Origin of the sequence: Thiocapsa rosea (assembly GCF_003634315.1) — a bacterium.
Taxonomy (GTDB): Bacteria; Pseudomonadota; Gammaproteobacteria; order Chromatiales; family Chromatiaceae; genus Thiocapsa; species Thiocapsa rosea.
Genome location: NZ_RBXL01000001.1, coordinates 3,213,680 through 3,236,185, shown reverse-complemented (window position 1 = coordinate 3,236,185; position 22,506 = coordinate 3,213,680). Strand labels below are relative to the sequence as shown.

Below are 22,506 nucleotides of genomic sequence, written 5' to 3'. Positions count from 1 at the left end.
GATTAGCAGCAATCGACTGGCAAGCGAATTGCCACTTTCTAGTCAATTACGTCGCAAACAGACCCTTCGCTGACGGCCATCAGTCGCCAACGAAGCCCCGTTGTGGAATGACAGCTTCCCGCATTGGAGCCGACTCTCACCCGACGCAGTTATTCCCTCTGCCGCTGGCTGTTCATGGCCGTGTTCTTCCTCTCAGACCTCCCAGAGCCAGTGACCATTGCTGGGGCACAGCGATCGGTCGGCTGGCTCGGCTCGGTGGCCGGTCTGGTTCGCTCAGACCTTGCGAACACCCGTTAGGCGGTGTCGCATCGTGGGATAGATGGCCGATGGTGAGGTGGGCGAATTCTAGAAGTTCGTGACCACATCGTTTTGGAAACAACACCTGCTCTCTGCTTTCAATGCTCCCGAGACGCCAGCGACGTACTGTCCGCCAGCTTGGCGGCGAGCAGATCGGCCTGCACGGCAAACTTCTTCGCATTGGTCTTCTGCAACTGCGCCAAGTTGTGAAGCTTCCAACGGATGCCCGGCAGATGTTCGAGATGTGCGATGCCCAGCAGCGACCAGTCGGGCGTGCCGGCGACCAGCGACAGCAGGAAGCGTCGCTCGTTGTCGTCCAGCCCCTGCTGGAGTTCGCGAACCATGCGCTCTTGCGCGGAGAGCAATGCATCGAGCGGCACCGACTCGGCGGTCATGCCCGCGAAGTTGTGCGCGTAGTCGTGTTGGATGTCGCGCAGCGGTGGAAATAGCACTTCATGTACCGGACGGTTGTGGCTCGCCAGATAGACAACGAAGGCGCGCCGGATACCGGGAGTGATGCCCTCATGCGCGAAAAGCTGCATCACGTCGAACAGGTCTCGCGGGTGCTGTCGGTCCAGCGCCGCGACCAGCTTGCCGCCGTACACGTCCTCCAGCGAAACCACCGGGATGTCCAGGTCGGCCATCAGCAGGTCACGGGCGACAGGCCTGAGCGAGGCGCGACGCACCGGCTGCACTGTGCCGCGCATCACGAAATTCACTTCGATCTTGACTTCGATACGACCACGACGCACCAGCAGCTTGGTTTCGCCGGCATCTGCCGCCGGCGCATGCGTCTGGAACCCACGCTTCATCAACCGCTCGGCAGCCCGCCGGATGGCGTCGTTGATGCGCTCCAGTGCCTCCTCGCGCGGCGGTGCATGGTCGGGAAAGACCAGATCGAGATCGACCGACAGGCGCGGCATGTCGCGAACGAATAGGTTGATCGCCGTGCCGCCCTTCAACGCGAAGGTGTCATCCACGAACACCAACGGCGCAACCTGCGTCAGCAGACGCGCGGTATCAAGATAGACCGGATTCATGATTTGAGCACCAAGAGGCCGTCGGCCGATCGGGACACCCAAGGCCGGTCACTGCCCGTCGGCAGCTTGGCCGGATCGAGCTTGACGGCCCATGGCAGCGAACCTTCGCGGCCGAGCTGGAGACAGAGCCGGACGGTCTTCACACTCGTGCAGTGCTGCAACAGTTCTCGCAGCACGTCGGCGCGAAGACTGTAGGCGCTTTCGACAAGTTCGCGGGCTTCCTGCAACGATTGGCGCACGCCGACTTCGCTCAACAGCTCCAGCAACGCGCGTTCCGGCACCGAAACCTGCGGCGCCCCGCTGCGCTGCTCGAAAGGGCCGACGTGCAGCAAGGCGTCCGGCTGCTCGGCGAAGAGGCGCTTGCGGTGATACTCGGCCGGAAAATGCGCGGTGAACCACTCCGGCAGGCGCGCCGCCATCCAGCCGTACAGGTGCAGCACAGGTTGCTGCGACACGTACTGGCGCAGGCCGTACCAGTCGAATGCCGACTTGCCGCCGATATGTAAACCGTCGAATCTGCGCTGCAACAGCAGCAGGCTGGGATGCAGGGCCAGGATCTCGTTCGGGCGACAGTAGACGCCGCGCGCCAGGCGCATGAGCCACCCCGCCCGGACGTAGTGAACGGCCAGGTCTGCGGAGATGCCCAGCGCCGCGAGGTCCTCCGAGGTCAGCGGCGTCCCCGGCGCCAGCCGGGTGTAGAGCGTATTTAACTTGCTTGCGCCAGTCGTAGCCATACTACGATTGATATAACTTTCTCAAAGAAAAGTCAATTTGATCTGATTCTCCCAGTCGTAGCCAGACTACGACAACGACAATATATCCAATCAATCCCAATCACCCGTTGGGTCATCCAGCGTGAGAGGCCCCGGCTACCCTCCCCCTTGCCTCTCCGGTATCCTCCCGTGCGCTGAACGCTTCAGGCATGTGCGGAATTAGCGTCATTGCATCGCCGTCATCGACTGGATGACCCCTGCCCCTCGAGATGGAAGCGAGGCTGTCCCCCGAGGCCGAATTGTCTGTGCCTGTTTATGTGCCATTCTGTATGGAATTGCATGTGTCGGCATGTGCCATTTACGGTGCGGGCGTCTGGCAAGCCGTTGTTTTTGTTTAGGGATCCAGCCCTCCGAAGGCTGGGGTCACAGGTTCGAATCCTGTCGGGCGCGCCAAATCGCTTCTAATCTCAATAAGTTATCGTAAATCCTGATTGCCATCAGGCCGGCTATCTCGTCCGCTTTTACCGTCTTTCGCGCCTCCTCGGCGCATGTTCAATTGATTCCTGCCTTCACTCCCGGCGATGGCCTCGGTTAAGCCCGTGGCCCACCGGTGGCCCGGCTATAGCCTCCGTGGCCCAACAAGTTCTAGGCCGCGCGAGACGACCGGCGCTTTTGATTACTGCCCTTGGGCCTATCGTCGCCGATGCCTGCTTCGCTCGGTTCAACGCCAAGATATGCCTCCAAGGCCAGCCGAACCACATCGGAACGATTGGGAATGCTTCCCACCGAGTCGCGCCGCTTGGAGGAACAGCTCAAGGGCGAGGTCGAGGAACTGATGCCCCTGGCCGAGCGGCTCGCCGACGACCCGCCCGCCCCCCAAGGCCAGCCGACACCGGCCGAGGCTACTGCGTATCGGCTGCGCACCCGTGACGGCAAGGCCCGCTATGCCAAACGCAAGGCCACGGTCGAGACCGTCTTCGGCATCAAGCAAGTGCAGGGCTTTCGCCAATTCCTGTTGCGCGGTCTGCGTGCGGTGCAGGGCGAGTGGGCGCTGGTGTGTCTGGGATGGAACCTCAAGCGCCTTATTGCGCTTAAAGGATAAAAAAGAGGGCATGTCCGTAAGGGCGACTTGAGTTGCCCCACACGTCGGTCGATCCGTTCCAGGAAAGCATCTCAGCTCACCGGCGCGACTATCCCTATCCCGGGCCGGAGGCAGGCCGGTTCAAACCGCGCCGACTCCAACGCGCGTCAAGTCTGCGGAGGCTGATCCCATCCAAAAACATGGCACACCGCGCTGGGCGCGGTTAAAGTCTAAAGATAGACCGCAGTCGCAATCACAAAAAAGATCAGAACGCCCATCACGTCGTTGGACGTGGTGATGAAGACGCCGGTCGCCACCGCTGGATCGAACCCCAAACGTTCAAGGACCACCGGGACGAGCGAACCGATGGTCGCCGCCTGAGTGGTCACGGCCACCAGAGTCAAGGCCGCAGTCAACCCCAGATCGAGCGGGCGCTCGATCGGTATGAGTTCGGCGATCCCGAGGATGGCGAGCGCCACGAGGATTCCGACGATGAGTCCGTTGAGGAGGGCACCGCCAATCTCGCGCAGGATCCGCCCGCCCAGATCGCCGATCCAGAATCCACCCGATGCCTGGGCCTGCACGGTAACGGTCGAGGCCTGAATCCCGGCGTTTCCGGCCAAGGACATCACGATCGGGATCAAGCTCGCGAGGATGGCCGCCTCGGTCAGTGCGTCCTCGTAGGAGCCCACGACAAAGGAGGCCGTGCCTGAGCCGAGGAGTCCCGCGGCGAGCCAAGGCAATCGTCGCGGGACGATCTGGAGCGGACCGTCTGCCGCACTCGAATCGGGGGCCAGACCCGCCATCAGCTTCATGTCCTCCTCGGCCTCGGCGCGATCGATCGCCCTGAGTTCGTCGCCGGTGACCCGTCCGAGCAAATGAAGCTCCGCATCGACGACCGGGATTACCGGGAGCTGGGCACGGTCGGCGATGCGCGCGACCTCGGCGCGATCCATGCCGGCGGAGACCATGATGGTGTCCCTGTGCATGGCATCGCCGACCCGGGTCTCGGGCGCCAACAAAAGCAGATCACGGACTTTCAAATAGCCGTGCAGCCTGCGCTCCGAATCGATCGCGTACACCGCGTACAAGCGATCGATGCGATTGGATTGCTCGCGGATCTCGTTGACCACCTGACTGATCGTCCAATCGAGCGGCACCGCCACCAAACGACGACGCATCAGGGCCCCCGCCGTCTCGTTGCGATGGTCCAAGGCCCGCACCAGCTCAGGCGGATGATCGAGCGCCGCCAGCGTATCCTCCACCAGGTCGCGCGGCGACTCGGCGAGAAAGTCCGCTGCGTCCTCGACCGGCAGCTTGGCAACGATCTTTGCAATCCGCGCCTGCTGCTCGCGATCGAGCAGGACATCCGAAACGGAGGGATCCAGGGCCTGCAGGAGCGCCAGGCTGGGGGTATCGTCCAAGAGGGTCAACAGCACCCGAGCACGCCGCGGTCGCAGCTGCAAGATCAGGCGCGCAGTCTCGGCCGGCTCAAGTGCAACCGCTGCGTCGGCCAGTTCCCCGAGGTCTTGCGCCTTGAGTGCCGCGGAGAGACGCGCCAAGGCGTGGGCATCGCCGCGCGCGGCGAGTCTCAGATCATCGGTGGTCATCGCTATGCTCCAATTCCTCCGGGCAGCGGCCCGGACGAGGCAACACGACGCCTTCTCGGGGCGTCGGCCTCATCTTGACGATATCATTTTGGCCAGCCGTGCGATCTATGACGCCGGTGGAACGGTCCAACTCGGCCCCCTGCTCTATCACGCCGCCGACGTGCTGAAACCCGATGGCGAACCCCTCGAGCCAACGCTTGCCCGGCTCATCTGGCACCGTGGCGATCATGCGGAACCTCGTGAAGGCATTGGTCGGTCCGGCGTGGAAGCCGAGCGAGGTCTGCCTGCCCCGCAATCGACCCGCAGAGACGGTGCCATACCAGGCACATTTCCGGGTCCGCCTGCGATTCGGCGCCCCGCACGCCGCCATTGTCTTCCCCTCGGCCGATCTGGCCCGACCGCTCCGGAGCCCGAATGCCCTTGCCTTCTCGCAGGCAATCGAAGACCTGGAGGCGTTCGAAGCCTTGGCCGGCATGACGTTTGCCCAGAGGGTTCGGCATCTTCTGCGCCGACGACTGATCGCGGGTGCCGGCCCGGACGACGTCGGTCTGGAACAGGTGGCCCGGCTCTTCGCGATGCATCGACACACACTCAATCGTCGACTTCGGGATCCAGGCACCAGCTTCCATGCGCTGCTGGGCCAAACCCGCTCCGAGATCGCCTATCATCTTGCGCGATACCCGTCTGGCCACGCGGGACGTGGCGAGCGCATTGGGGTATGCGGATGTCACGGCATTCTCCCGTGCCTTTCGCCTTTCGGTGCTGGTCGGGAACCACCCCGGTCGCATGGCGCTCGGCGCATCAGCCGGACTGAGCGTACTATCCTGGGAGTTGCCTTAATCGAGGCTCCAAGCCTCGCCGTGGCGCACGCTCCGGTCTTGGGTCATTTTGTCGTGAAATATCAATCGCACGCGTCGAGCGTCATTGATCCGGAAGATGACCGCTGGCACGTTCAGCTTGCACCCTATCTGTGGCTGCCGAGCGTCGCCGCCAACCTTGACCTCGAGGTCGGTGTCCGCGGTCAGGTCCTGATCCCCGACACCCGGTGGTTCCTGCCGTTGGGAACGGCATCGGCAATGGCGTCGGCAACGCAGACCGCCGCCGGATGCCGATATCCAAGACAACCGACCCTCAACCGCGTCCGGAGCGATATGCATCATTTTCAGGTTGTCTTCGGCCTTGGGGATATCACCGACCTTGGTGGAAACGCGGTTTAAAATTTCATATTTTTTGAAACGTTAAACCGCGCCGACTCCGACGATCGTCGCGTCTGCCGAGACCAATCCCATCCAAAAACATCACATACCGCGCTGGGCGCGGTTTAACACCGACCAAGCCGAGTACGCATCGGCAACACCCAGAGGAGTCCGACCCATGACGAGCGACCTTACTGCGCGATCGAGCAGCAGTATCCAACCCGAAAAGCGCGGCCGCCCGGCGACCCGCGTGATCGTCCTCGCAATGGCCTTGAGCGCGGCGGGAACGCTCGCCCAAGCGCAGGCCGAGCCAGACGACGCGAAGACGATCCTCAAGTCGATGTCGGACTATGTGGCTAGCCAGACGACCATCGCGCTCGACTTCGACAGCTCCATCGAGGTCATCACCCCGCAGTTGGAAAAGATCCAATTCACCAACTCCGGTGGGGTCCTCTTGAGCCGCCCGGACAAGCTGCGCGCCCACCGTATCGGCGGCTATGCCGAAGTCGAGATGATCTTCGACGGCAAGACCGTGAGCGTCTTGGGCAAGCACATCAACGCCTATGCCCAGTTCGACGGCCCGGCCAGCGTCGATGATCTGATCGAGGCATTGCGGGCCGGCCACGGTGTCGCGCTGCCGGGTGCCGATCTGCTTCTGTCCAACAGCTACGAGGTGCTCGTGGACGGGGTCCTGGAGGCCAAGCATATCGGCCGCGGCGTCATCGACGGGGTTGAATGCGAGCATCTCGCCTTCCGCAATCTCGACACCGACTGGCAGCTTTGGGTGGAGGTCGGGGAACACCCCATCCCGCGCAAGCTGGTCATCACCAGCAAGACGATGAACAGCGCCCCTCAGTACACGCTGCATGTGAAGGACTGGAAGACCGATGTCGAGCCGGCGGCGGATGCCTTTGCATTCATCCCGCCCGCCGGCGCACGGAGGCTGGAACCCGATGACCTCATGGACCTCGACGAGCTACCCCCCGGCGCACCTATTGGAGAAAGCAAATGACGAGTAAGCTTATGAATAAAATCGCTATCCTCGGCCTGGCGTTGGCCGGGTGGCTGATCATCGGGCAGATGGTTCCCGGTGCCCGTCTCGGTCTGATCGCCAACGCCGAGGCCGTCGTCGGCGCCCCGGCGACACCGGTGAGCTATGCGGGCGTGGCGCGACGCACCACGGCCCGGGCGGTGACGCCCGGTGTCGGGGCGGGCGGGGTCGGCGGGCCGGCCTCGGGCGTCGGCGTGCTGCCCGGAGCGGGTGCCGGCAAGGCCGGGGTCGGCTACAGCGGTGGTGTCGGCCGCAACCTGGGCGGTCCCGTTAATCGCGTCGGGGTTCGCTGATCCACATCCATTCTGCGCGCGACAGTCAATCGGGGCGACCGCTTCCCGGGGAAGCGGTGTAGCCCCTCTTGGAGCCGGGCATCGGCTGCTGAACGTGGAGAGAGAATGAACACCACTTCGAGTGAGGTCAACGTCTGGTGCGACCACGGCCCTTAGCAGAGACGCGGTTTAGGCGATACACATCCAGAGGCCCAAGAGGCGAAACAAGATGACCTTGAAACACGTTTTTTATTTGATCGCGATGACGGCCGTTCTGCTCGCCCAAGGCTGCGCGGGACCGGTACGGAAGGACGCGGTGCCGACCGCCTTCACCGACCAAGCCGTTATCCCCGGCATGGCCGAGGTGCGTTACCGTGTCGGCATCGACACCGAGGCACTCCAGCGCGAGGGCATCGCCTCGGTGCGGCGCGAGCAGGCGCTCATGGCCTCCAGCGGCCAACACGGCGGCTTGCCCCCCGCAACCTTCCTGGCCGTCTCGGGCGGCGGCGACAACGGCGCCTTTGGCGCCGGGCTGCTCAACGGCTGGACCGCGGCGGGCGATCGGCCGGAATTCAAACTGGTCACCGGCGTCAGCACCGGTGCCCTCATTGCGCCCTTTGCCTTTCTCGGCCCGGCCCACGACGAGCAGCTCAAACGCTTCTATACGACGACCGGCCCCACGGACATCGCCAGGCCGCGCTCTTTATTGGCTGCGGTGACGAACGACGCCCTGGCGGACAATGCCCCACTCTGGAAATTGGTCAGCAGGGAGGTCGATCAGTCGTTGCTTGATGCCATAGCGCGGGAGTACGAAAAAGGGCGTTTGCTGTTCGTCGCCACCGTGGACCTGGATGCACGCCAGACGGTGCTCTGGAATCTGACCAAGATCGCTGCAAGCAAAGATCCGAATGCGCTCGACCTGTTCCGGTCCCTCATGATCGCCTCCGCATCCATCCCCGGCGCCTTCCCGCCCGTCATGATCGATGTCGAGGCCAACGGGCAGGCCTACCAGGAGATGCATGTGGACGGCGGCACCATGTCGCAGGTCTTCGTCTATCCGCCTTCACTCGACATCGAAGCGCTCTCCCGCAAGCTCGGCACTCAGCGCGAGCGGCGGGCCTATATCATTCGCAACGCGCGTCTCGACCCGGAATGGGCTCAAGTGGACCGCCGGACCATGAGCATCGCCGGTCGGGCGATCTCATCGCTCATCCACACCCAGGGCATCGGCGATCTGTACCGGATCTATCTGACGAGCCAGCGCGACGGTGTGGATTTCAACCTGGCCTATGTCCCCGCGAGCTTCAATGCACCGCATCGGGAGGAGTTCGATACCGAGTTCATGCGCGCCCTCTACAAGACCGGCTACGACATGGCGGCAAAAGGCTACCCCTGGGAGAAGGCGCCGCCGGGCTTCTGACGGGCTTTCGGATACTTGCGATCGAACCCGATCACGCTGTCGGGGGTGATCGGATTCGGGTGATCGACGTCGCTCGGCCTTTGCGCACTGGAGCGCGCCGACGAGACCCTGGCCGATCAGCAACACTTCAGGCTCGATGCCGAGCGCTGGAGCGCCTTCATCTCCCGATCGCGCGTCTCTGATTGCGTCCGTGCTCGCGGGGAGCACGGCGTCGGGGGGCTGCTCATACATCGCCCGTCGACGAGGCCAAGCCGTGTCTTTCGCTGATCGAAATAGGGCGCTTCGGGCCACCCGTTCTCGCTCATGCTCGGGCAGGACCGCCGCTACTCGCTCTTGAGCCTGCGCGAGCCTTCGAGAAGCGGGTGCCAACCGAAGACGAGAGTAGCCATGAAGCCGTCCATGCGAAGATCACCGGGTGCGTCGTCGTTGATCGTCGACTTGTAGCCGAGGGTCAGATTCAGGTTGTCGTTGACGGCATAGCCGAGGGTGAGCCCGATCCCGATGTTGTCGAGTGCCTCACCCTGGACGCCATTGACGGTCGCCTTGCCGCCGTTGTACCAGGCGGCATCGAGCGAGCCCCAGAGGTGCTCGGTGAAGTCGCGCGTCAGATGTGCGTCCAGCTGGAACATGGGATCGGTCGACAAGGTCTGCCCGACATAGTCGGTGTTGTCGCCGAAGAGCCAAACGGCGGGCAGGAATTCCAAGGTCGTGCGCCGGCCCGGCACCCAGGGGCCAAGCTGCCAGACGATGGGCAGACCGAAGCGCCCGTACCAACGGTTCTGGCCGATGTTCAGGGGTTGGTCGTCGTCGTATTCGCCGATCGGCAGCGCCAGGTCGGCGAGCAATTTCAGTGTGAACCCCGGCTCGTAGCGGATGACATCGGGGATGTTCTTCTGCGCCGGCGGGCCGATGACAGTCATGCTGAATTCGAGCATCGGGTCGCCGAAGCCGCTGGCCGACTGGTTGAAGGTCCTGCCGGCGACGGTCACGTCGCCCGAGATTCGCCCCATGGGCAGGAGGATCGCCGCCATGGCCGCGCGATCGAACAACGAGAAGGTCCGCGCGTAACCCGCAATGGCCATGGTGGCGTCGAAGTTCGCGCCCGGTGTCACGATATGCGCCGGATCGAAGGGGTTGGTGTTGCCGCTGATCGATTCGAAAATAAGCGGCACCGCGCTTGCGCCCGACAGCGTATCCCAATAGAAGCGCGCCGGCATTTGGGCGAGCGCATTGAGTGGGCCGAGCGCGCCTATGGCGAGCAGCGTAACGAGCGCCAACCGCGATCGCATGGCCTGTTTCATCGAACCTTTTCTCATGGACGTGAACTCTCCATCCTGCTTGAAGAATGATTGGGTCGGCACCGTATCTCGCCTGGGGGTCAACGCTCGGGATCGGCCAGCATGTCCTCGGGCGGCACGAACTGCCCCTTGTTGATCAGCGGCGGGAAGCCGGGGTCATCCGGGACACGCGGCGGAAGCTGATCTTTCAGGGTCTCGAACGGGGAGCGGCTGGGCAGGATCACGTTGTTCGTGCGGACGTACCGATCCCAGAGGGCGACCATCTGCCGCACCTTGTCGGGGCGTGCCGCGGCCAGATCATTGCGCTCGGCAGGATCCGTCGCGAGGTCGAAAAGCTCCCAATCGCCCTTGCCCAACGGCTCGTATTGCCAGCGCAGCTTCCAGTCCCCCTGCCGCACTGCGCGATTGCCGAAGATCTCCCAGGCGAGGGTGTCCTTGTCGCTGCGCGGCGACTGCGCTTGGCCTCTCAGCATCCGGTTCCAGGACGTGCCGATGAGCTCGGGGGCTTCGCGCCCCTCGTGGCTCTTCGGATAGTCGGTGCCGGCAATCTCGAGCAGGGTCGGCATGATGTCGGCCACATGCATGAGCCCATCATTGATGCTCCCCGCTGGCCGTTCGACGCCCGGACCGCTGACGATGAGCGCGTTGCGGATGCCGCCTTCCGCGACCCAGCCCTTGTACTGACTGAAGGGCGTCATCGACACCTGTGCCCACATCGGGCCGTAGCCGACATAGGAGCCCGGGTCGCCCCAGGCCTTCGGATGGGTCTGCGACCACTTGATCGCCGCGAAGAGGAAGTCGCGCGTGCCCGGTTGGCCCGCGATCAACTTGAACAGATCGACGCCCTCGGCGCCGTTGTCGCCGAAGACGATGAAGAGCGTGTTCTCGTACTCGCCGATCGTCTTGAGGTGGTCGATGAGTCGGCCGACGTGGAAGTCCATGTTCTCCATCATGCCGGCATAGAGCTCCATCTTCCTGCCGAGCGTTGCCCTGGCCGCCGGCGCGAGCGTGACGGGATCGGGGACGAACCACATGCGTTCGGCAAGCTGCGTGCCCGCGGGCTGAATGCCGAGCGCAACCTGGCGCTGCAACCTCTGCTGTCGTACCGCATCCCAACCCTTGTCGTATTCGCCGACATGACGGTTACGCCATTCCCCCGGCAGGTGATAGGGATCATGCGGCGCCTGATGGGCGACATAGGCAAAGAAGGGTTTGCCGTCGCCCTGGTCGGCGTCGATGAACTCGATCAGCTTGTCGGTGTAGGTCTTGGTCGCGTAGTAGTCCTTGGGCAGCTTGGTGAGATAACGCCCGTCCTCGGTGAAGACCGACTTCGGCGATGCGCCGGTGAAATTGGTCATGTCCCAGTAGCTGCCCGCCCCGTCGAGCAGCGAGAAATCGCGCTCGAATCCACGCGCGGCCGGAATCAGCTCCGGGTCCTTGCCCAGGTGCCACTTGCCGACCATGTAGGTGTGGTAGCCGGCATCCCTGAGAAGTTGCGGCAGCGTGAGCACCCGGGTGTTGAGATAGCCCTCGTAGCCGGGGACGCCGCGCTGGTTGGGCGCGGTCCACTCGTCCATGTTGCCCAGACCGTTCCGGTGTGTATCCACCCCGCTCAGCAGCATGGAACGCGTCGGCGAGCAGCTCGCGTGGGTGTAGAAGTTGGTGAAGCGCACCCCTTCGTTGGCCAGGGCGTCGAGGCTCGGCGTTCGGATCTCGCTGCCGAAGGAGCCCATGTCGGAAAACCCCATGTCATCGCCGAGGATGACGACGATGTTCGGGCGGCGAGAGGTGTCCGCGGCGCCGGCGGGCGCGGCAAGCGCGGCCGCCAGGCCAAAGATCCCAAGCGCGCAGATCAGGCTGCCCGCCTTCCGGACGGTGGATCGCGGCGAGCGCGGCAATACGGTTTTCATCGGCAACCCTCGTGTCATCACCATCCCACATCCATTCCCCGCACCGAGGCGAGCTCAGGGAACGCCGGCTCCCGGCACCTCGACCTCGATCACCCGCAGGGTCGCGCTCGGGGTCCGCGCGATCTCGGCCGGATCGTGCGAGTCCGAGCCGCAGATGAACAGATGCCGGCGGTGCGGCCCGCCCAGCATCACCGCGTAGCCCTCGGTGTCCAGCTCGACCCGCTCGGCGATCTCGCCGCCTTCGCGGACCCGCAAGGCTGCGAATCGCCCTTCGGGGTTGGCGAGCCAGACTGCGCCCTCGGCGTCGAGCGCGATGCCGTCGGGACTCACGTCATCGGGCAACTGCGCATAGACACGCCGGTTGGCGAGCGATCCATCGGCCTGCACGTCGAACGCGGTCAGGCGGTGACCCATGGTCTCGCCGACGATCAAGGCCTTGCCGTCGGGCGTGATCACCATCCCGTTCGGGAAGTGCAGGCCGTCGGCGACGATCCTGGCGCGGCCATCGGGCTCGACGCAGGCGATCACGCAGGTGTCCACGGGCTTATTCGCGGGGTCGAAGAAGTTGTAGCCGATGTCGCCCACGTACATCCGATCTTGCGCATCGACGATCCCGTCGCTCAGGCAAAAGGTCGTGATGCCGCTCAGATCGGCCAGGGATTGCAGCGCCTGGCCGTCCCAGCGGTGGATTCGGCGCTGCATCGCATCGCCGACCAGCAGGCTGCCGTCGCGCCGGAAACCGAGTGCGTTCGGGATGAACGGCAGCTCCACCGCCGTCTCGACCTGGCCGTCTAGGTCCGCGGTCATGATCGCCTTGTCGTGGATATCCAGGAACCACAGCTTGCCGTCGTGCCAGCGCGGGCTTTCGGTGAATTTAAGCCCGCGCGTCTTGTCGATCAGGATCTTGCCGGTGTGCGTCTTCATGGGTGCTCCTGTGGCGGTCGCTGGGCAGTCCGCGGGGCCTGCCGCCGGTTTATCCGCCGGCCCGGTTGATGAAGGCGAGGCGAATATCTGTGATCGATCGGGTCACATGGCCCCTGCCGGTGGTGTCGTCGCAGTAGATCAGCTCGCCGGGGCCTGGGTGCAGGGTCGTGCCGTCAGAACTCAACTGGGATGCCATTGGCCTTCGCCACGGCGAGGACGGCGTCGAAGACCTTCGCGTGGTCCCAAGGTGCGTCCGCGGTCTCGTTGCGCAGCTCCCGGTAGGCCCGCTCGACGTTCATAAACAGGCGCGCCGGGGCGCGCCACCCGCCGTAGGGTCCGAAATCGATCATTTTGGACGCATCCAGGGCGCTCAGCCCCTGATCGAAGCAGCGCTTTGATTCCTCGCGCACGTATTGGAGATAGGCCTTCATCTGGATCGCACCGTCGACCCCGCACACCGGTCCATGTCCGGGAACGATGACGTCGGGATCGAGCGAGATAATGAGATCCAGAACCTGGAGCCATTTCTCGTAGGTGCCGTTCCAGCCCATGGGCGTGCATTCGCGGAAGATCACGTCGCCCGCGAACACGATCTTTTCCTTAGGGACATGGATGATGGTGTCGCCGATCTGGTGGCACGGCCCGACATAGATGAGGTGCACTTCCGTGCCGTCGAGGTCCAGCACATGCCGCTCCTCGAACACCGTCGTCGGCAGCACCAGCCTGATGCCGTCGAAGTCGTAGTCCTCCTGCAACTGTCGAGCGACGGCCAATGCGCCGGGGTGCAGGGCCTTGAGCAGCATCCGCGTCAGCACCCGATCGGATGCCTTCAGGAGTTGCTGGGTCTCCTTCGGATCGGCGACGTGCGGCATCAGCTCCTTGACTGTGCGGTGCGCGATGATCTCGGCGCCCTCGAAGAGCTGGTTTCCCCAGACGTGGTCGCCGTCCTCGTGCGTGTTGATCACGCGCTTGGGCATGCCCGGCCAGACCTTGCCGAACAGCTCGATCATCCGCCGCCCGTGGGCCAGGTCCGACTGGGTGTCGATGACCACACCGCCACCGAGGTTGATGAGACCGGAATTCGCATCGCAGACGCGGTTTTTTTCGTTGAGAACCGCGAAGCAGTGGTCGCTGACGTGCTGGAGTTTCATTGGGCCGGATGTCATTGAGATGGATTGGGTCGGCGCGATGCGCGGCTGTCGCAGTCTTTCCTGCCCACGCATGGGCCAGGCGCTGTCGCTGGATCGACCTGAAGCAAAACTGTGTTAGTTTCCGGTCAGGCACCTGAGCCGTCTATCGGATTACCGCAAAACGAAAAATTCGTGGCCACCCCTCTCATCAGCGATTCCCCCGCCGTCATCGTGACCGAGATCAGTGACCCCGCGTCGGCCGATGCGGGACAGGAACTGCTCGATCTCGACGCGGTACAGCTCGAATCCCGGCCGCTGCGGGCGCGGCGCGTCGTCGTGCGCCTCGGGGCGGCCAGCGTGCTCTTCCATGCCAGCAACCAGCGCCTGCGCACGAGCACCAGCGTGCGCGAGGGGCTGCTCGCCTATGTTACCTTCGGCCCGCAGGCGCGGGGGACGGTGAACGGGGTGCCAGTCCGCCCCGGTATGCTGTTGGCCGCTGCCCCGGACTCCGAGGCCCGGTTCGTGGTGGAGCCCGGCTGGGAGAGTATCGACTTCCTGCTCCCGCCCGAGGAGATCCGCCTCCATCGGACGGCGCGACAATGGGCGGGGGAGTTCCGTCTTCCGCAGGGGGTGGAGACGCTACAAGCCAGCGAAGGCTCTCCCGGATCTCAGGGAACGCCAAGTTTAGTAAAATCAGTGTTCTACGCAGCCAATCTTGGTAAACTTCCATTCGAACGCTTTTAACTCAATGGAAAACCGATGATTGACCAGAGCCAACTCCTGCGCCTGCTCGGACTGCCGCAGATCGCCATCGACCGCGTCGAGATCACGGACGCCGCTGTGCTGGAAATTCATGTGCACAGCACCGAGGAGGGCACGCAGTGCCGGAGCTGCGGCCGACGCATCACTGAGCCGCATGGACTCGGTGAAGAACGGCGGTTGCGCCATCTGTCGATCTTCGAGCATCGCACCGAAATTCTCATTCGTCCCAAACGGTATCGCTGCCCCGATTGCCGGGATCATCCCACCACCACCCAACGGGTGGACTGGTACGACCCGCGCAGCGGCTTCACCCGTGCGTTCGAACACAGCCTGATGCGCGCCCTGATCAACAGCACCCTGGAAGACGTCGCGCACAAGGAGGCCGTCACCCCGGAGCACCTCGACGGTATTCTCGATCGGTGCGTCCCGAGCCAGATCGACTGGACGACGCTCACGGCGCTGCCCGTGCTCGGGCTCGACGAGATCGCCTTGACCAAAGGCCACGGCAATTTCGTGGTGATCGTCAGCGCCAGGGTCGAGGACACCCTGAGCATCCTCGCCGTGCTCAAGGACCGTAAGCGCGCGACCATCGAGGCGTTTTTGCGCACGATCCCAAAATCCTTGCGGCGCACCGTTCGCGTCGTGTGCACCGACCTGTACAGCGGCTTCATCGGTGCGGCCAAGGCCGTCTTCGGCACGCACGTCGCCATCTGCGCCGATCGCTTCCATGTCGCGCGTTTGTATCGCGACGCCGTGGAGACGTTGCGCAAGACAGAACTGCGCCGGCTCAAGCGCGACCTGTCGAAAACCGAGTACGGCGGGCTCAAGAACGTCCATTGGATCCTGCGCAAGCGCGAATCCGACTTGAGCGCCGAGGAACGGCGGATCCGCGCCCGGTTGTTCGCCTATTCCCCGCAACTCGCGCAAGCTCATGCCCTCAGCCAAGCCCTCACCGAGGTCTACGACATGCCCCTGTCCAAAGGTCAGGCCAAGCGCAAACTCAGTGGCTGGATGCGACGGGTCAAGAACGCCGAGATGACGTGTTTTCAATCCTTCCTGAAAACGTTGCGCCGTCATTGGGACGAGATCACCAATTATTTTACCGAACGACACACGAGCGGTTTCGTCGAAGGTCTCAACAACAAGATCAAAGTATTAAAACGGCGGTGCTATGGCTTGAGCAACCTGCGCCGGCTCTACCAGAGGGTGTACCTCGATCTGTGCGGTTATCGGGTTTTCGCGCGCTGATCAATGAAAAACAACCGCTTAAAAATGGCTTGGACGGGGTGCGTCCAGCGATATTTTCAACCAACGTGTTCGGTCAAAATGACTACAACGTCATGTTTTTAAATATTTTAGCGCTTTCCCTGAATTCCGGGAGAGCCCCAGCGAAGCGACGGTGTGCGGACTCTTCGACTGGGGGAAGCGGCTGGTGGAGACCGCGGTAGAACGACCCGACCTGTTCAACGATCGGGAGGATGAGCGGATCGCCGCCCGGGTCGAGTTGATCGACGCCCTCTTGGCGACGCTTCGGCAGGCCCAGGATCTCGTGCCTGATCGCGGCGCCCGGACCCGGCGCTCACGCAGCGAGATCGTGAAGTGCGCCGAAGAGCAGGCACTGGAGCGGATCCCCGCCACTCTCTCGATCAGCGATCTATGCCGTGCCGCCGGCGTGAGCGAACGCACCCTGGAATATGCCTTCAAGGAGGTTCTGGGGCTGACCCCGGTCGCCTATCTGATCCGTCTGCGGCTGCATCGGGTTCGCAAGGCCCTCTTGGCGGCGATGCCGGGATCGACCCGGGTTTCGGCGGAGGCGCTCAACTGGGGCTTCTGGCATTTCGGCGAGTTCGCGAGAGCCTACAAGGAGTGTTTCGGCGAATTACCTTCGGAGACCTTGCTACGGAGGCCCGAGCCGCCCGAATTGCGGGAATACCGTGTCACCCGTGACGCGTCGGGAGATCTCGCCGGCAAGGGTGTCCGCGATCGTTCTCTCGACACCGAAGGTTCTGGGTCGTCAGGATGATGCAGAGGTTGATCACGGCGAGGATCGGCTGCAAGAGCTGGATCCCGAGGCCGAACAGCAGGTCTTTGCCGATCATCCGGATGCCGATCGTGCCGAGCCCGACGACGAAGACCATCAGCGGGGAGACGGCGAACAGGAACGCCTCGAAGACGGTCAACCCGGAAATCACCTAAATCTGCCGGGCCGATCCCACCCAAAAACATCGCATACCACGCTGGGCGCGGTTTAGACTGACTCGACTCCGACCCGACGCGAGGACGCGAAGCCCGATGGACGATGCACGCATGATGGACTGGCTGATTGCCCTGCACGCCGGCTTGCCGCGTCTCGGTCCCGGCAGAGACACGGCGACGCGCCGGGCCTTGGCCGACTGCGTCGGACTGCCGGCAACGCCCGACATTCTGGATGTCGGGTGCGGCGGCGGCGCCTCATCCCTGGTTCTGGCGGAGGCAACCGCCGGACACATCACCGCCGTCGATCGGGTGCCGCTGTTTCTCCGCGAGCTGCGGACACGGGCACAGTCGCGCGGTCTCGACGGGCGGATTCGCCCCTTGGTCGCCGACATGCACGCCATGCCCTTGCGTAGCGCCGCCTTCGATCTGATCTGGAGCGAAGGGGCCATCTACATCATTGGGTTCGACGCGGGTTTGACGCACTGGCGCAGTCTGCTGCGCCCGCGCGGCTGGCTCGTCGTCTCGGAGCTGTCCTGGTTGACCGATCATCCCCCGGCGGCCTTCCTCGACTCCTGGCGCGAGGGCTATCCGGGAATGCGCAATGTCGCGGACAACCTGGCTGCGGCAAGCAGCCTTGGATGGGAACCCGTCGGGCATTTCCCGCTGCCGGCAGATGCCTGGACGATCGACTATTACGGCCCGTTACATGCGCGCTTGCCGAGCTTCCGCGCCGACCACGCCGACGACCCGGAGGCACAGGCCGTCGCCGACATGACCGAGCGGGAGATCGCGCTGATGGCGGATGCGGCCGGGATCTGCGGGTATGTGTTCTACATCCTGCGCCGTGCCGGATAATCCGACATCGGGGCGCGGGAAGCGCATCTCATACGCGCAAACCGGACGCCGCCGTCAGTCACCACACTTCAAGCCTGGTCGGGACGCGCCTTGGTCAACGTCTCGGAGGTCGATTGCGAGCAAGTCGGCTCGGCTGGCTGCGCCGCCACGGCCTTGGTCATGCTTTCGTCCAGGCATCATGGGTTCCCCGACCGGACGCGAGACTCCGCCCACCCGGACCGAAACAGAGTGCCGTTTCGCGCGACAGACACCTTTCGTTCCCCGAGCCGATGCCGGAGGCCACCATGAATCTTACGCTTCTCCGCACCCTGGGCGCACTGCTGCTGGTCGGCGCGGTGACCGCCGCCCTGCTCTACCGAGAGCATCTCGACGTCGCAGCACTGGAGGCATGGGTCAGCGGCGCCGGTGCCGCGGCACCCCTGATCTTCATCGGGCTCTATGTGCTGGCCACGGTGCTCTTCCTTCCCGGCGCGGTGCTCACCCTGGTCGGCGGCGCACTGTTCGGCCCGATCTGGGGCACGCTGTACAACCTGCTCGGGGCCACGCTCGGCGCCGCACTGGCCTTCCTCATTGCTCGGCATCTCGCCGGCGACTGGGTGCAGGCGCGCGCCAAGGGTCTCATCGCGCGCTTGATCGAAGGGGTCGAAGCCGAAGGCTGGCGCTTCGTCGCCTTTACCCGGCTGGTGCCGCTGTTCCCGTTCAATCTGCTCAACTACGCGCTGGGTCTGACCCGCATCCGCTTTCTGGCCTATGTGCTGGCAACCCTGGTGTTCATGCTGCCGGGCGCCGTGGCCTATACCTACCTGGGGTTCGCCGGCCGCGAGGCGATCGCCGGCGAGGGTCTGATCCGCAACGGTCTGATCGCGCTGGCGCTGCTCGCCGCGGTGGCCTTCCTGCCGAGACTGGTCGCGCGGCTGCGTCAGCGTCCGACGCTGCCGGTCGAAGGGCTTAAGCGCCGTCTCGACGCCGAGGAGGAGGATCCCCACCGGCTGGCCGATCGAACAGGCCGATCCGCAATGCGATTAAGCCGCCTTCGCGGGTCTGCACCTGCCGATCCGGATCATCATTGCGGCAAGAACAACAGACTGTAGACGACATGACGAATCGAACTCCGCTCGGAGGCTCTACGATGGTTTGCTCAAGACTGACGGCTTAGGGGACTCGATGCCATCCAGGCATGCGCAGTCGGGATGACGATTCTCGGAAATCCCCTTGCTCCTTGCTCCTTGCTCCTTGCTCCTTGCTCACTCGCCCTCGAGCAGCGTTTGCACGTCGTCGGCAATCTCCTCTGCGTAGAGATCGCGGAAGAAGTGATCGGCGCCGTCGAGCACGATCAGGTTGACGCGTTCGCCGTCCGCCAGCGGCTGCACCGCCTCGACCAGTCCTTCGACCACATCGTCCTCGCTGCCGGCCACCACGAGAACCGGGGCCTTGATCTCGGGGATCAGACGCGGGGTGTCCATGCGGGGATCGGGCGAATAGTAGGAGAGGAAGGCCGCAGCGGTTGCCGAGGTCTCAGCACAGTAGATGAAGTCGACCGGAGCAAGCATCTCGGCGCCGCGCCCTTCCGTGTCGAGCAGACGCGCACGCTTAAGCTGGGGCTCCAGGGCCTTACTGAAGCGCTTGTCGTAGTCCTGCACCGCGGCGGCCTCGCTCCAGGTCTGCGGGGCGACCAGGATCACGGCGCTGATCGGAGCGTCCGGGTGCTCCGCGGCGAACCGGGCCGACTGATTGCCGCCGCGCGAATGTCCCAGCAGGGCCACCTCTTCCACGCCTTGGCTCTGCAGCCAGCCGAGCCAAGCATCGATCTCGCCGACCGCGTCGGTGTGCAGGTGGGTATGGGGAGTTGCGCAGTCGTACATCCCGCTGCGGTTGTCGAGACCCAGGCTCAGGGTCATGGACAGCGAGCTGATTCCGCGTTCCTGCAAGGCCGATTGCAGGGTCTGCATGATCTCCATGCCGCCGTGGGCGAGCGTGCCGTGGGTCATCAGCACGACCGGACCCTGCTGCCAGTCGGTGCCGGTCGTCTCCAGGTTGGCGTTCAGGACGAGGCCCCGGTCGGTCAGGGTGATCTCTTCGGCCGCAGCGGTGCCGGCCGCCAGGGTAATGGCGAGCAGTGCAATGGCGAGCGCGAGTCCTGGGCTTTGAAGGCGATGGTTCATGCGGTGGTCTCCGTGGGTTGATGAATCGGCTGCGTCGGCTCAGCCGAGCGCTCGGTGAAGATCGGCGATCAGGTCCTCGGCGTCCTCCAATCCGATCGAGAGTCGCAGCATCGCGTCCGAAATGCCACGTCGGGCGCGCTCCTCGGGTGTGAGTCCATGATGGGTTGTGGTGCAGGGCTGCGTCACCAGGCTCTCGACCCCGCCCAGGCTGGGGGCGAGCGCAAACAGCTCGAGGCGATCGGCAACCGCGGTAGCCGCCACGCCGTCGCCGGCGATCTCGAGGGTCAGCATCCCACCGAACCCACTCATCTGCCGCGCCGCGAGGGCATGGCCGGGGCAGGACGCGAGGCCCGGATAGAGGACGCGGGCGACCCGCGGATGGGCCTCCATCGCCCGGGCGACAATCAGCGCGGATGCCGACTGCTGTCTCACCCGCACCACCAGGCTTCGCAGACTGCGCGCCAGCAGGGCGGCCGTCTCGGGTGCGGGCATCTGACCGAGGTTCTTGCGCCAGTTCCACACCGGATCCAACAGGGCCCGAGCGCCCATCAGTGCGCCGGCGGTCAGGTCGCTGTGTCCGCCCAGATATTTGGTCGCACTGTGCACGACCAGATCCGCCCCGAGCGCCAGCGGCTGCTGATTGACCGGCGAGGCGAAGGTGTTGTCGACGACGAGCAGAGCGCCGCGGGCATGGACCTGCTCGGCCAAGGCGGCGATGTCGAAGATCTCCAAGGCGGGGTTAGTGGGCGTTTCGAGGAAGACCAGGCGGGCGCCGTCGGCGAGGAGTCCGTCGAGCTGCTCGAGCTCGTGGCCGAGCAGGAGATGGGTCGGGATTCCGAGCAGCGGCAATTGCTGACCGATCAGCTCCAGGGTGCCGCCGTAGGCATCCCCGATACAGACGATGCCCTCGCGCCCGTGGGCGAAGAAGAGCGCGGACTCCGCCGCCATGCCCGAGGCGAAGGCCAGCGCGGCCTCGGCCCCTTCCAAGGCGGCCAGTTTCTCCTCCAAGGCGAGGATGCTGGGGTTCAGCCCGTAGCGCGTATAGAGGCTTCCGGCGACCCGTCCCTCGACGACATCGAGCAGTGCGGCGGTCGTGGGAAAGGCGAAGGTCGTCGTGGTATAGATCGGCGTCTGTGGGCTGCCGTGCGGATCGGTGCGCTCGCCGGCATGGACGCAGCGGGTGGCCAGGCTGTTCTCGGTGGGTGCGGACATGGGTTCTCTCGTTGTTGGCGTGCATCAGGCTGATCAGGATGGTCTCGGGCCGGATCGCCCGGCGCAGCTCGTCCGGAAATAGATCCGGGTCAAAACACCAGGACCCGATCCGCCGCCAAGGTCGCCTCGGCCAGCTCGTCCATGGTGCTGCGGCGCGTGCCCTCGATCAGCTCGGCGTCGCCGATGCCGCGTGCATCCAGACAGGTGCCGCAGAGCAGCACATCGCCGCCGCGCGCGACCGCCTTCACCATCAGCTCGAGGTTGTAGTAGCCCTGCGGCACCTTCTGCCCGGACTTGGCGCAGGCGACGGCATCGGCCATGAGAAAGACGGTGACATGGGCGTCCTTCCCGGCGAGCGACTTGGCGAGGCGCAGGCCGTTGAAGCTGCGCTCGGTGCCGTAGGGCGGATCGTTGAGGATGAAGAGAACCTTGGACATGGGTCACTCCTGAGTTCATGGGGTCCACATCGGCAATCGAGACGTTCGGCGACCCCCGACTTTAAACCGTACCCAGTGCGGTATGCGATGTTTTAGGGTGATCGGCCCCGGCGGATTTGACGACCGCTGGAGTCGGCACGGTTTAAGAGATTAAAAATGATAAATTCTTAAACCGCGTCCCCACTAAGGGACTTGGATGCACCAAACATCAAGCTCACTCGAAAGTTAGCGTCTCTCGCTGGACGCGGTTTAAGCTGGATACTGTTCCAAAACCATCACCCACTGACTTGCGAGCAACAGATGATGGAAGCACAACGATTTCTCACCATCGACGACCTGCTGACCTGGCCCGGCGACGAGCGCGTCGAGCTGATCGACGGCGAGATCGTGCAGCGGCCGATGAGTCGTTTCGAGCATGGGCTGGCGCAGTCGGGATTGGTGGAAGAGACGATTCCCTTGAAGCGTCTAGGCGGCTCAGGCGGTTGGTGGATCGTCCCGGAGATCAGTGTCCGTTACAACGAGCACCACTGTCCCAGCCACGACCTGGCCGGATGGCGCAAGGAGCGGCTGCCGGAGCGCCCTTCCGGCGTCATGACCCTGTTGCCGGACTGGGTCTGCGAGATCCTCTCCCCGGGCCACGAGCGCAAGGACACGGTCACGCACTTCCTGCGCCTGCAGCGCGCCGGGGTTCCCTTCTATTGGATTGTCTCACCCGAGGACCGGGCGCTGATCGCCTATGCCCTGGATGCCGGCGGATACCGTTCCGTATTCACGGCCGAAGGCCCGGACGAGACCTCGGCCAAGGTGCGCATCCCGCCGTTCGAAGCGATCGAGATCGACTTGGGCCTCCTGTTCGGCGACCTGGAATGAGGGGCAGCTTCCGCGTCGACCTCGGTCTTTACCTCGACCGACTGGAAGCCGTCCGCGTCCGTGGCACGCA

Annotated in this window: 23 protein-coding genes, 1 tRNA gene and 2 pseudogenes; 15 read left to right on the top strand and 11 right to left on the bottom strand. The window is 64.2% G+C overall.

Translation table 11 applies throughout. From position 1 onward, the window contains the following. Nucleotides 1-395: 395 nt before the first annotated feature. Complete coding sequence (locus BDD21_RS14530) at nucleotides 396-1,337, bottom strand: nucleotidyl transferase AbiEii/AbiGii toxin family protein (RefSeq protein ID WP_120797757.1); 942 nt, start codon at nucleotides 1,335-1,337, stop codon at nucleotides 396-398. Continuing rightward, nucleotides 1,334-2,071, bottom strand: coding sequence for a type IV toxin-antitoxin system AbiEi family antitoxin (locus tag BDD21_RS14525; RefSeq protein ID WP_120797756.1), 738 nt, complete (start codon nucleotides 2,069-2,071; stop codon nucleotides 1,334-1,336). The genes BDD21_RS14530 and BDD21_RS14525 overlap by 4 nt, the downstream gene beginning before the upstream one ends. Nucleotides 2,072-2,419: 348 nt before the next feature. Between BDD21_RS14525 and BDD21_RS14520 the strand changes: the two genes are divergently transcribed. Together BDD21_RS14520 and BDD21_RS14515 are read left to right on the top strand one after the other, a co-directional pair. Then, nucleotides 2,420-2,503 (top strand) — tRNA-Arg (locus BDD21_RS14520). A gap of 409 nt (nucleotides 2,504-2,912) precedes the next feature. Continuing rightward, a pseudogene (locus BDD21_RS14515) lies at nucleotides 2,913-3,152 on the top strand (transposase); the annotation flags it as partial. Between the two features lie 209 nt (nucleotides 3,153-3,361). On the opposite strand, the gene mgtE reads toward BDD21_RS14515, so the two are convergent. Continuing rightward, nucleotides 3,362-4,741 (bottom strand): magnesium transporter, encoded by a 1,380-nt coding sequence (gene mgtE, locus BDD21_RS14510; protein ID WP_120797755.1) that lies wholly within the window; start codon nucleotides 4,739-4,741, stop codon nucleotides 3,362-3,364. Then, complete coding sequence (locus BDD21_RS27860) at nucleotides 4,728-4,970, bottom strand: hypothetical protein (RefSeq protein WP_170164764.1); 243 nt, start codon at nucleotides 4,968-4,970, stop codon at nucleotides 4,728-4,730. The genes mgtE and BDD21_RS27860 overlap by 14 nt, the downstream gene beginning before the upstream one ends. Between BDD21_RS27860 and BDD21_RS29235 the strand changes: the two are divergent. The 6 genes and pseudogenes from BDD21_RS29235 to BDD21_RS14490 form a co-directional block, all read left to right on the top strand. Further along, nucleotides 4,915-5,085 (top strand): annotated as a pseudogene (locus tag BDD21_RS29235) (hypothetical protein); the annotation flags it as partial. The gene BDD21_RS27860 and the pseudogene BDD21_RS29235 sit on opposite strands and share 56 nt — an antisense overlap. 325 nt (nucleotides 5,086-5,410) lie before the next feature. Next, entirely contained in the window at nucleotides 5,411-5,581 is a 171-nt protein-coding gene (locus BDD21_RS28660) for a hypothetical protein (RefSeq protein ID WP_245969607.1), read from the top strand. 53 nt (nucleotides 5,582-5,634) lie between these two features. Next, nucleotides 5,635-5,958: a hypothetical protein gene (locus BDD21_RS28655; protein ID WP_245969605.1), complete on the top strand. Its 324-nt coding sequence runs from the start codon at nucleotides 5,635-5,637 to the stop codon at nucleotides 5,956-5,958. Nucleotides 5,959-6,115: 157 nt separating this feature from the next. Continuing rightward, on the top strand, nucleotides 6,116-6,949 hold the full coding sequence (locus tag BDD21_RS14500) for a DUF2092 domain-containing protein (protein ID WP_120797753.1): 834 nt from the start codon (nucleotides 6,116-6,118) through the stop codon (nucleotides 6,947-6,949). An 11-nt stretch (nucleotides 6,950-6,960) separates the two neighbouring features. After that, the gene (locus BDD21_RS14495; RefSeq protein WP_120797752.1) at nucleotides 6,961-7,281 is read left to right on the top strand and encodes a hypothetical protein; all 321 of its coding nucleotides are present in this window, start codon (nucleotides 6,961-6,963) and stop codon (nucleotides 7,279-7,281) included. Nucleotides 7,282-7,489: 208 nt separating this feature from the next. Next, entirely contained in the window at nucleotides 7,490-8,680 is a 1,191-nt protein-coding gene (locus BDD21_RS14490) for a patatin-like phospholipase family protein (RefSeq protein ID WP_120797751.1), read from the top strand. A 323-nt stretch (nucleotides 8,681-9,003) separates the two neighbouring features. Here the strand turns inward: BDD21_RS14490 and BDD21_RS14480 are convergent, their stop codons facing one another. The 4 genes from BDD21_RS14480 to BDD21_RS14465 form a co-directional block, all read right to left on the bottom strand. Next, nucleotides 9,004-9,996, bottom strand: coding sequence for a transporter (locus BDD21_RS14480; RefSeq protein ID WP_120797750.1), 993 nt, complete (start codon nucleotides 9,994-9,996; stop codon nucleotides 9,004-9,006). 62 nt (nucleotides 9,997-10,058) lie between these two features. Then, complete coding sequence (locus BDD21_RS14475) at nucleotides 10,059-11,888, bottom strand: arylsulfatase (RefSeq protein ID WP_170164762.1); 1,830 nt, start codon at nucleotides 11,886-11,888, stop codon at nucleotides 10,059-10,061. Between the two features lie 54 nt (nucleotides 11,889-11,942). Beyond that, nucleotides 11,943-12,812: an SMP-30/gluconolactonase/LRE family protein gene (locus BDD21_RS14470; protein ID WP_120797748.1), complete on the bottom strand. Its 870-nt coding sequence runs from the start codon at nucleotides 12,810-12,812 to the stop codon at nucleotides 11,943-11,945. Nucleotides 12,813-12,985: 173 nt separating this feature from the next. After that, entirely contained in the window at nucleotides 12,986-13,963 is a 978-nt protein-coding gene (locus BDD21_RS14465; RefSeq protein WP_170164761.1) for an MBL fold metallo-hydrolase, read from the bottom strand. A 171-nt stretch (nucleotides 13,964-14,134) separates the two neighbouring features. Between BDD21_RS14465 and BDD21_RS14460 the strand changes: the two genes are divergently transcribed. The 6 genes from BDD21_RS14460 to BDD21_RS14440 all read left to right on the top strand — a co-directional run bounded on the left by BDD21_RS14460 (nucleotide 14,135) and on the right by BDD21_RS14440 (nucleotide 18,846). Continuing rightward, a complete protein-coding gene (locus tag BDD21_RS14460; RefSeq protein WP_120797746.1) occupies nucleotides 14,135-14,686 on the top strand; it encodes a hypothetical protein in 552 nt (183 codons plus the stop codon). A 15-nt stretch (nucleotides 14,687-14,701) separates the two neighbouring features. Then, nucleotides 14,702-15,952, top strand: coding sequence for an ISL3 family transposase (locus BDD21_RS14455; RefSeq protein ID WP_120795416.1), 1,251 nt, complete (start codon nucleotides 14,702-14,704; stop codon nucleotides 15,950-15,952). 151 nt (nucleotides 15,953-16,103) lie between these two features. Continuing rightward, nucleotides 16,104-16,727 carry a helix-turn-helix domain-containing protein gene (locus BDD21_RS14450; protein WP_120797745.1) on the top strand — a complete coding sequence of 208 codons (624 nt, stop codon included), beginning with the start codon at nucleotides 16,104-16,106 and terminating at the stop codon, nucleotides 16,725-16,727. Then, complete coding sequence (locus BDD21_RS28300; protein ID WP_147431088.1) at nucleotides 16,678-16,956, top strand: hypothetical protein; 279 nt, start codon at nucleotides 16,678-16,680, stop codon at nucleotides 16,954-16,956. Before BDD21_RS14450 ends, BDD21_RS28300 begins: the two co-directional genes overlap by 50 nt. A gap of 40 nt (nucleotides 16,957-16,996) precedes the next feature. After that, nucleotides 16,997-17,755, top strand: coding sequence for a class I SAM-dependent methyltransferase (locus BDD21_RS14445; protein WP_120797744.1), 759 nt, complete (start codon nucleotides 16,997-16,999; stop codon nucleotides 17,753-17,755). A 284-nt stretch (nucleotides 17,756-18,039) separates the two neighbouring features. Next, complete coding sequence (locus tag BDD21_RS14440) at nucleotides 18,040-18,846, top strand: TVP38/TMEM64 family protein (RefSeq protein WP_120799935.1); 807 nt, start codon at nucleotides 18,040-18,042, stop codon at nucleotides 18,844-18,846. 153 nt (nucleotides 18,847-18,999) lie between these two features. Here BDD21_RS14440 and BDD21_RS14435 read toward each other — a convergent pair whose 3' ends face one another. The 3 genes from BDD21_RS14435 to BDD21_RS14425 all read right to left on the bottom strand — a co-directional run bounded on the left by BDD21_RS14435 (nucleotide 19,000) and on the right by BDD21_RS14425 (nucleotide 21,566). Next, nucleotides 19,000-19,917, bottom strand: a complete 918-nt coding sequence (locus BDD21_RS14435) for an alpha/beta hydrolase (RefSeq protein ID WP_120797743.1) — start codon at nucleotides 19,915-19,917, stop codon at nucleotides 19,000-19,002. 39 nt (nucleotides 19,918-19,956) lie between these two features. Further along, nucleotides 19,957-21,129, bottom strand: coding sequence for a trans-sulfuration enzyme family protein (locus tag BDD21_RS14430; protein WP_120797742.1), 1,173 nt, complete (start codon nucleotides 21,127-21,129; stop codon nucleotides 19,957-19,959). An 89-nt stretch (nucleotides 21,130-21,218) separates the two neighbouring features. Next, nucleotides 21,219-21,566 carry a DsrE/DsrF/TusD sulfur relay family protein gene (locus BDD21_RS14425; protein ID WP_120797741.1) on the bottom strand — a complete coding sequence of 116 codons (348 nt, stop codon included), beginning with the start codon at nucleotides 21,564-21,566 and terminating at the stop codon, nucleotides 21,219-21,221. Nucleotides 21,567-21,869: 303 nt separating this feature from the next. Here BDD21_RS14425 and BDD21_RS14420 point away from each other — a divergent pair, with 303 nt between their 5' ends. Then, on the top strand, nucleotides 21,870-22,436 hold the full coding sequence (locus BDD21_RS14420) for a Uma2 family endonuclease (RefSeq protein WP_120799934.1): 567 nt from the start codon (nucleotides 21,870-21,872) through the stop codon (nucleotides 22,434-22,436). The last annotated feature ends 70 nt before the right edge of the window (nucleotides 22,437-22,506 follow it).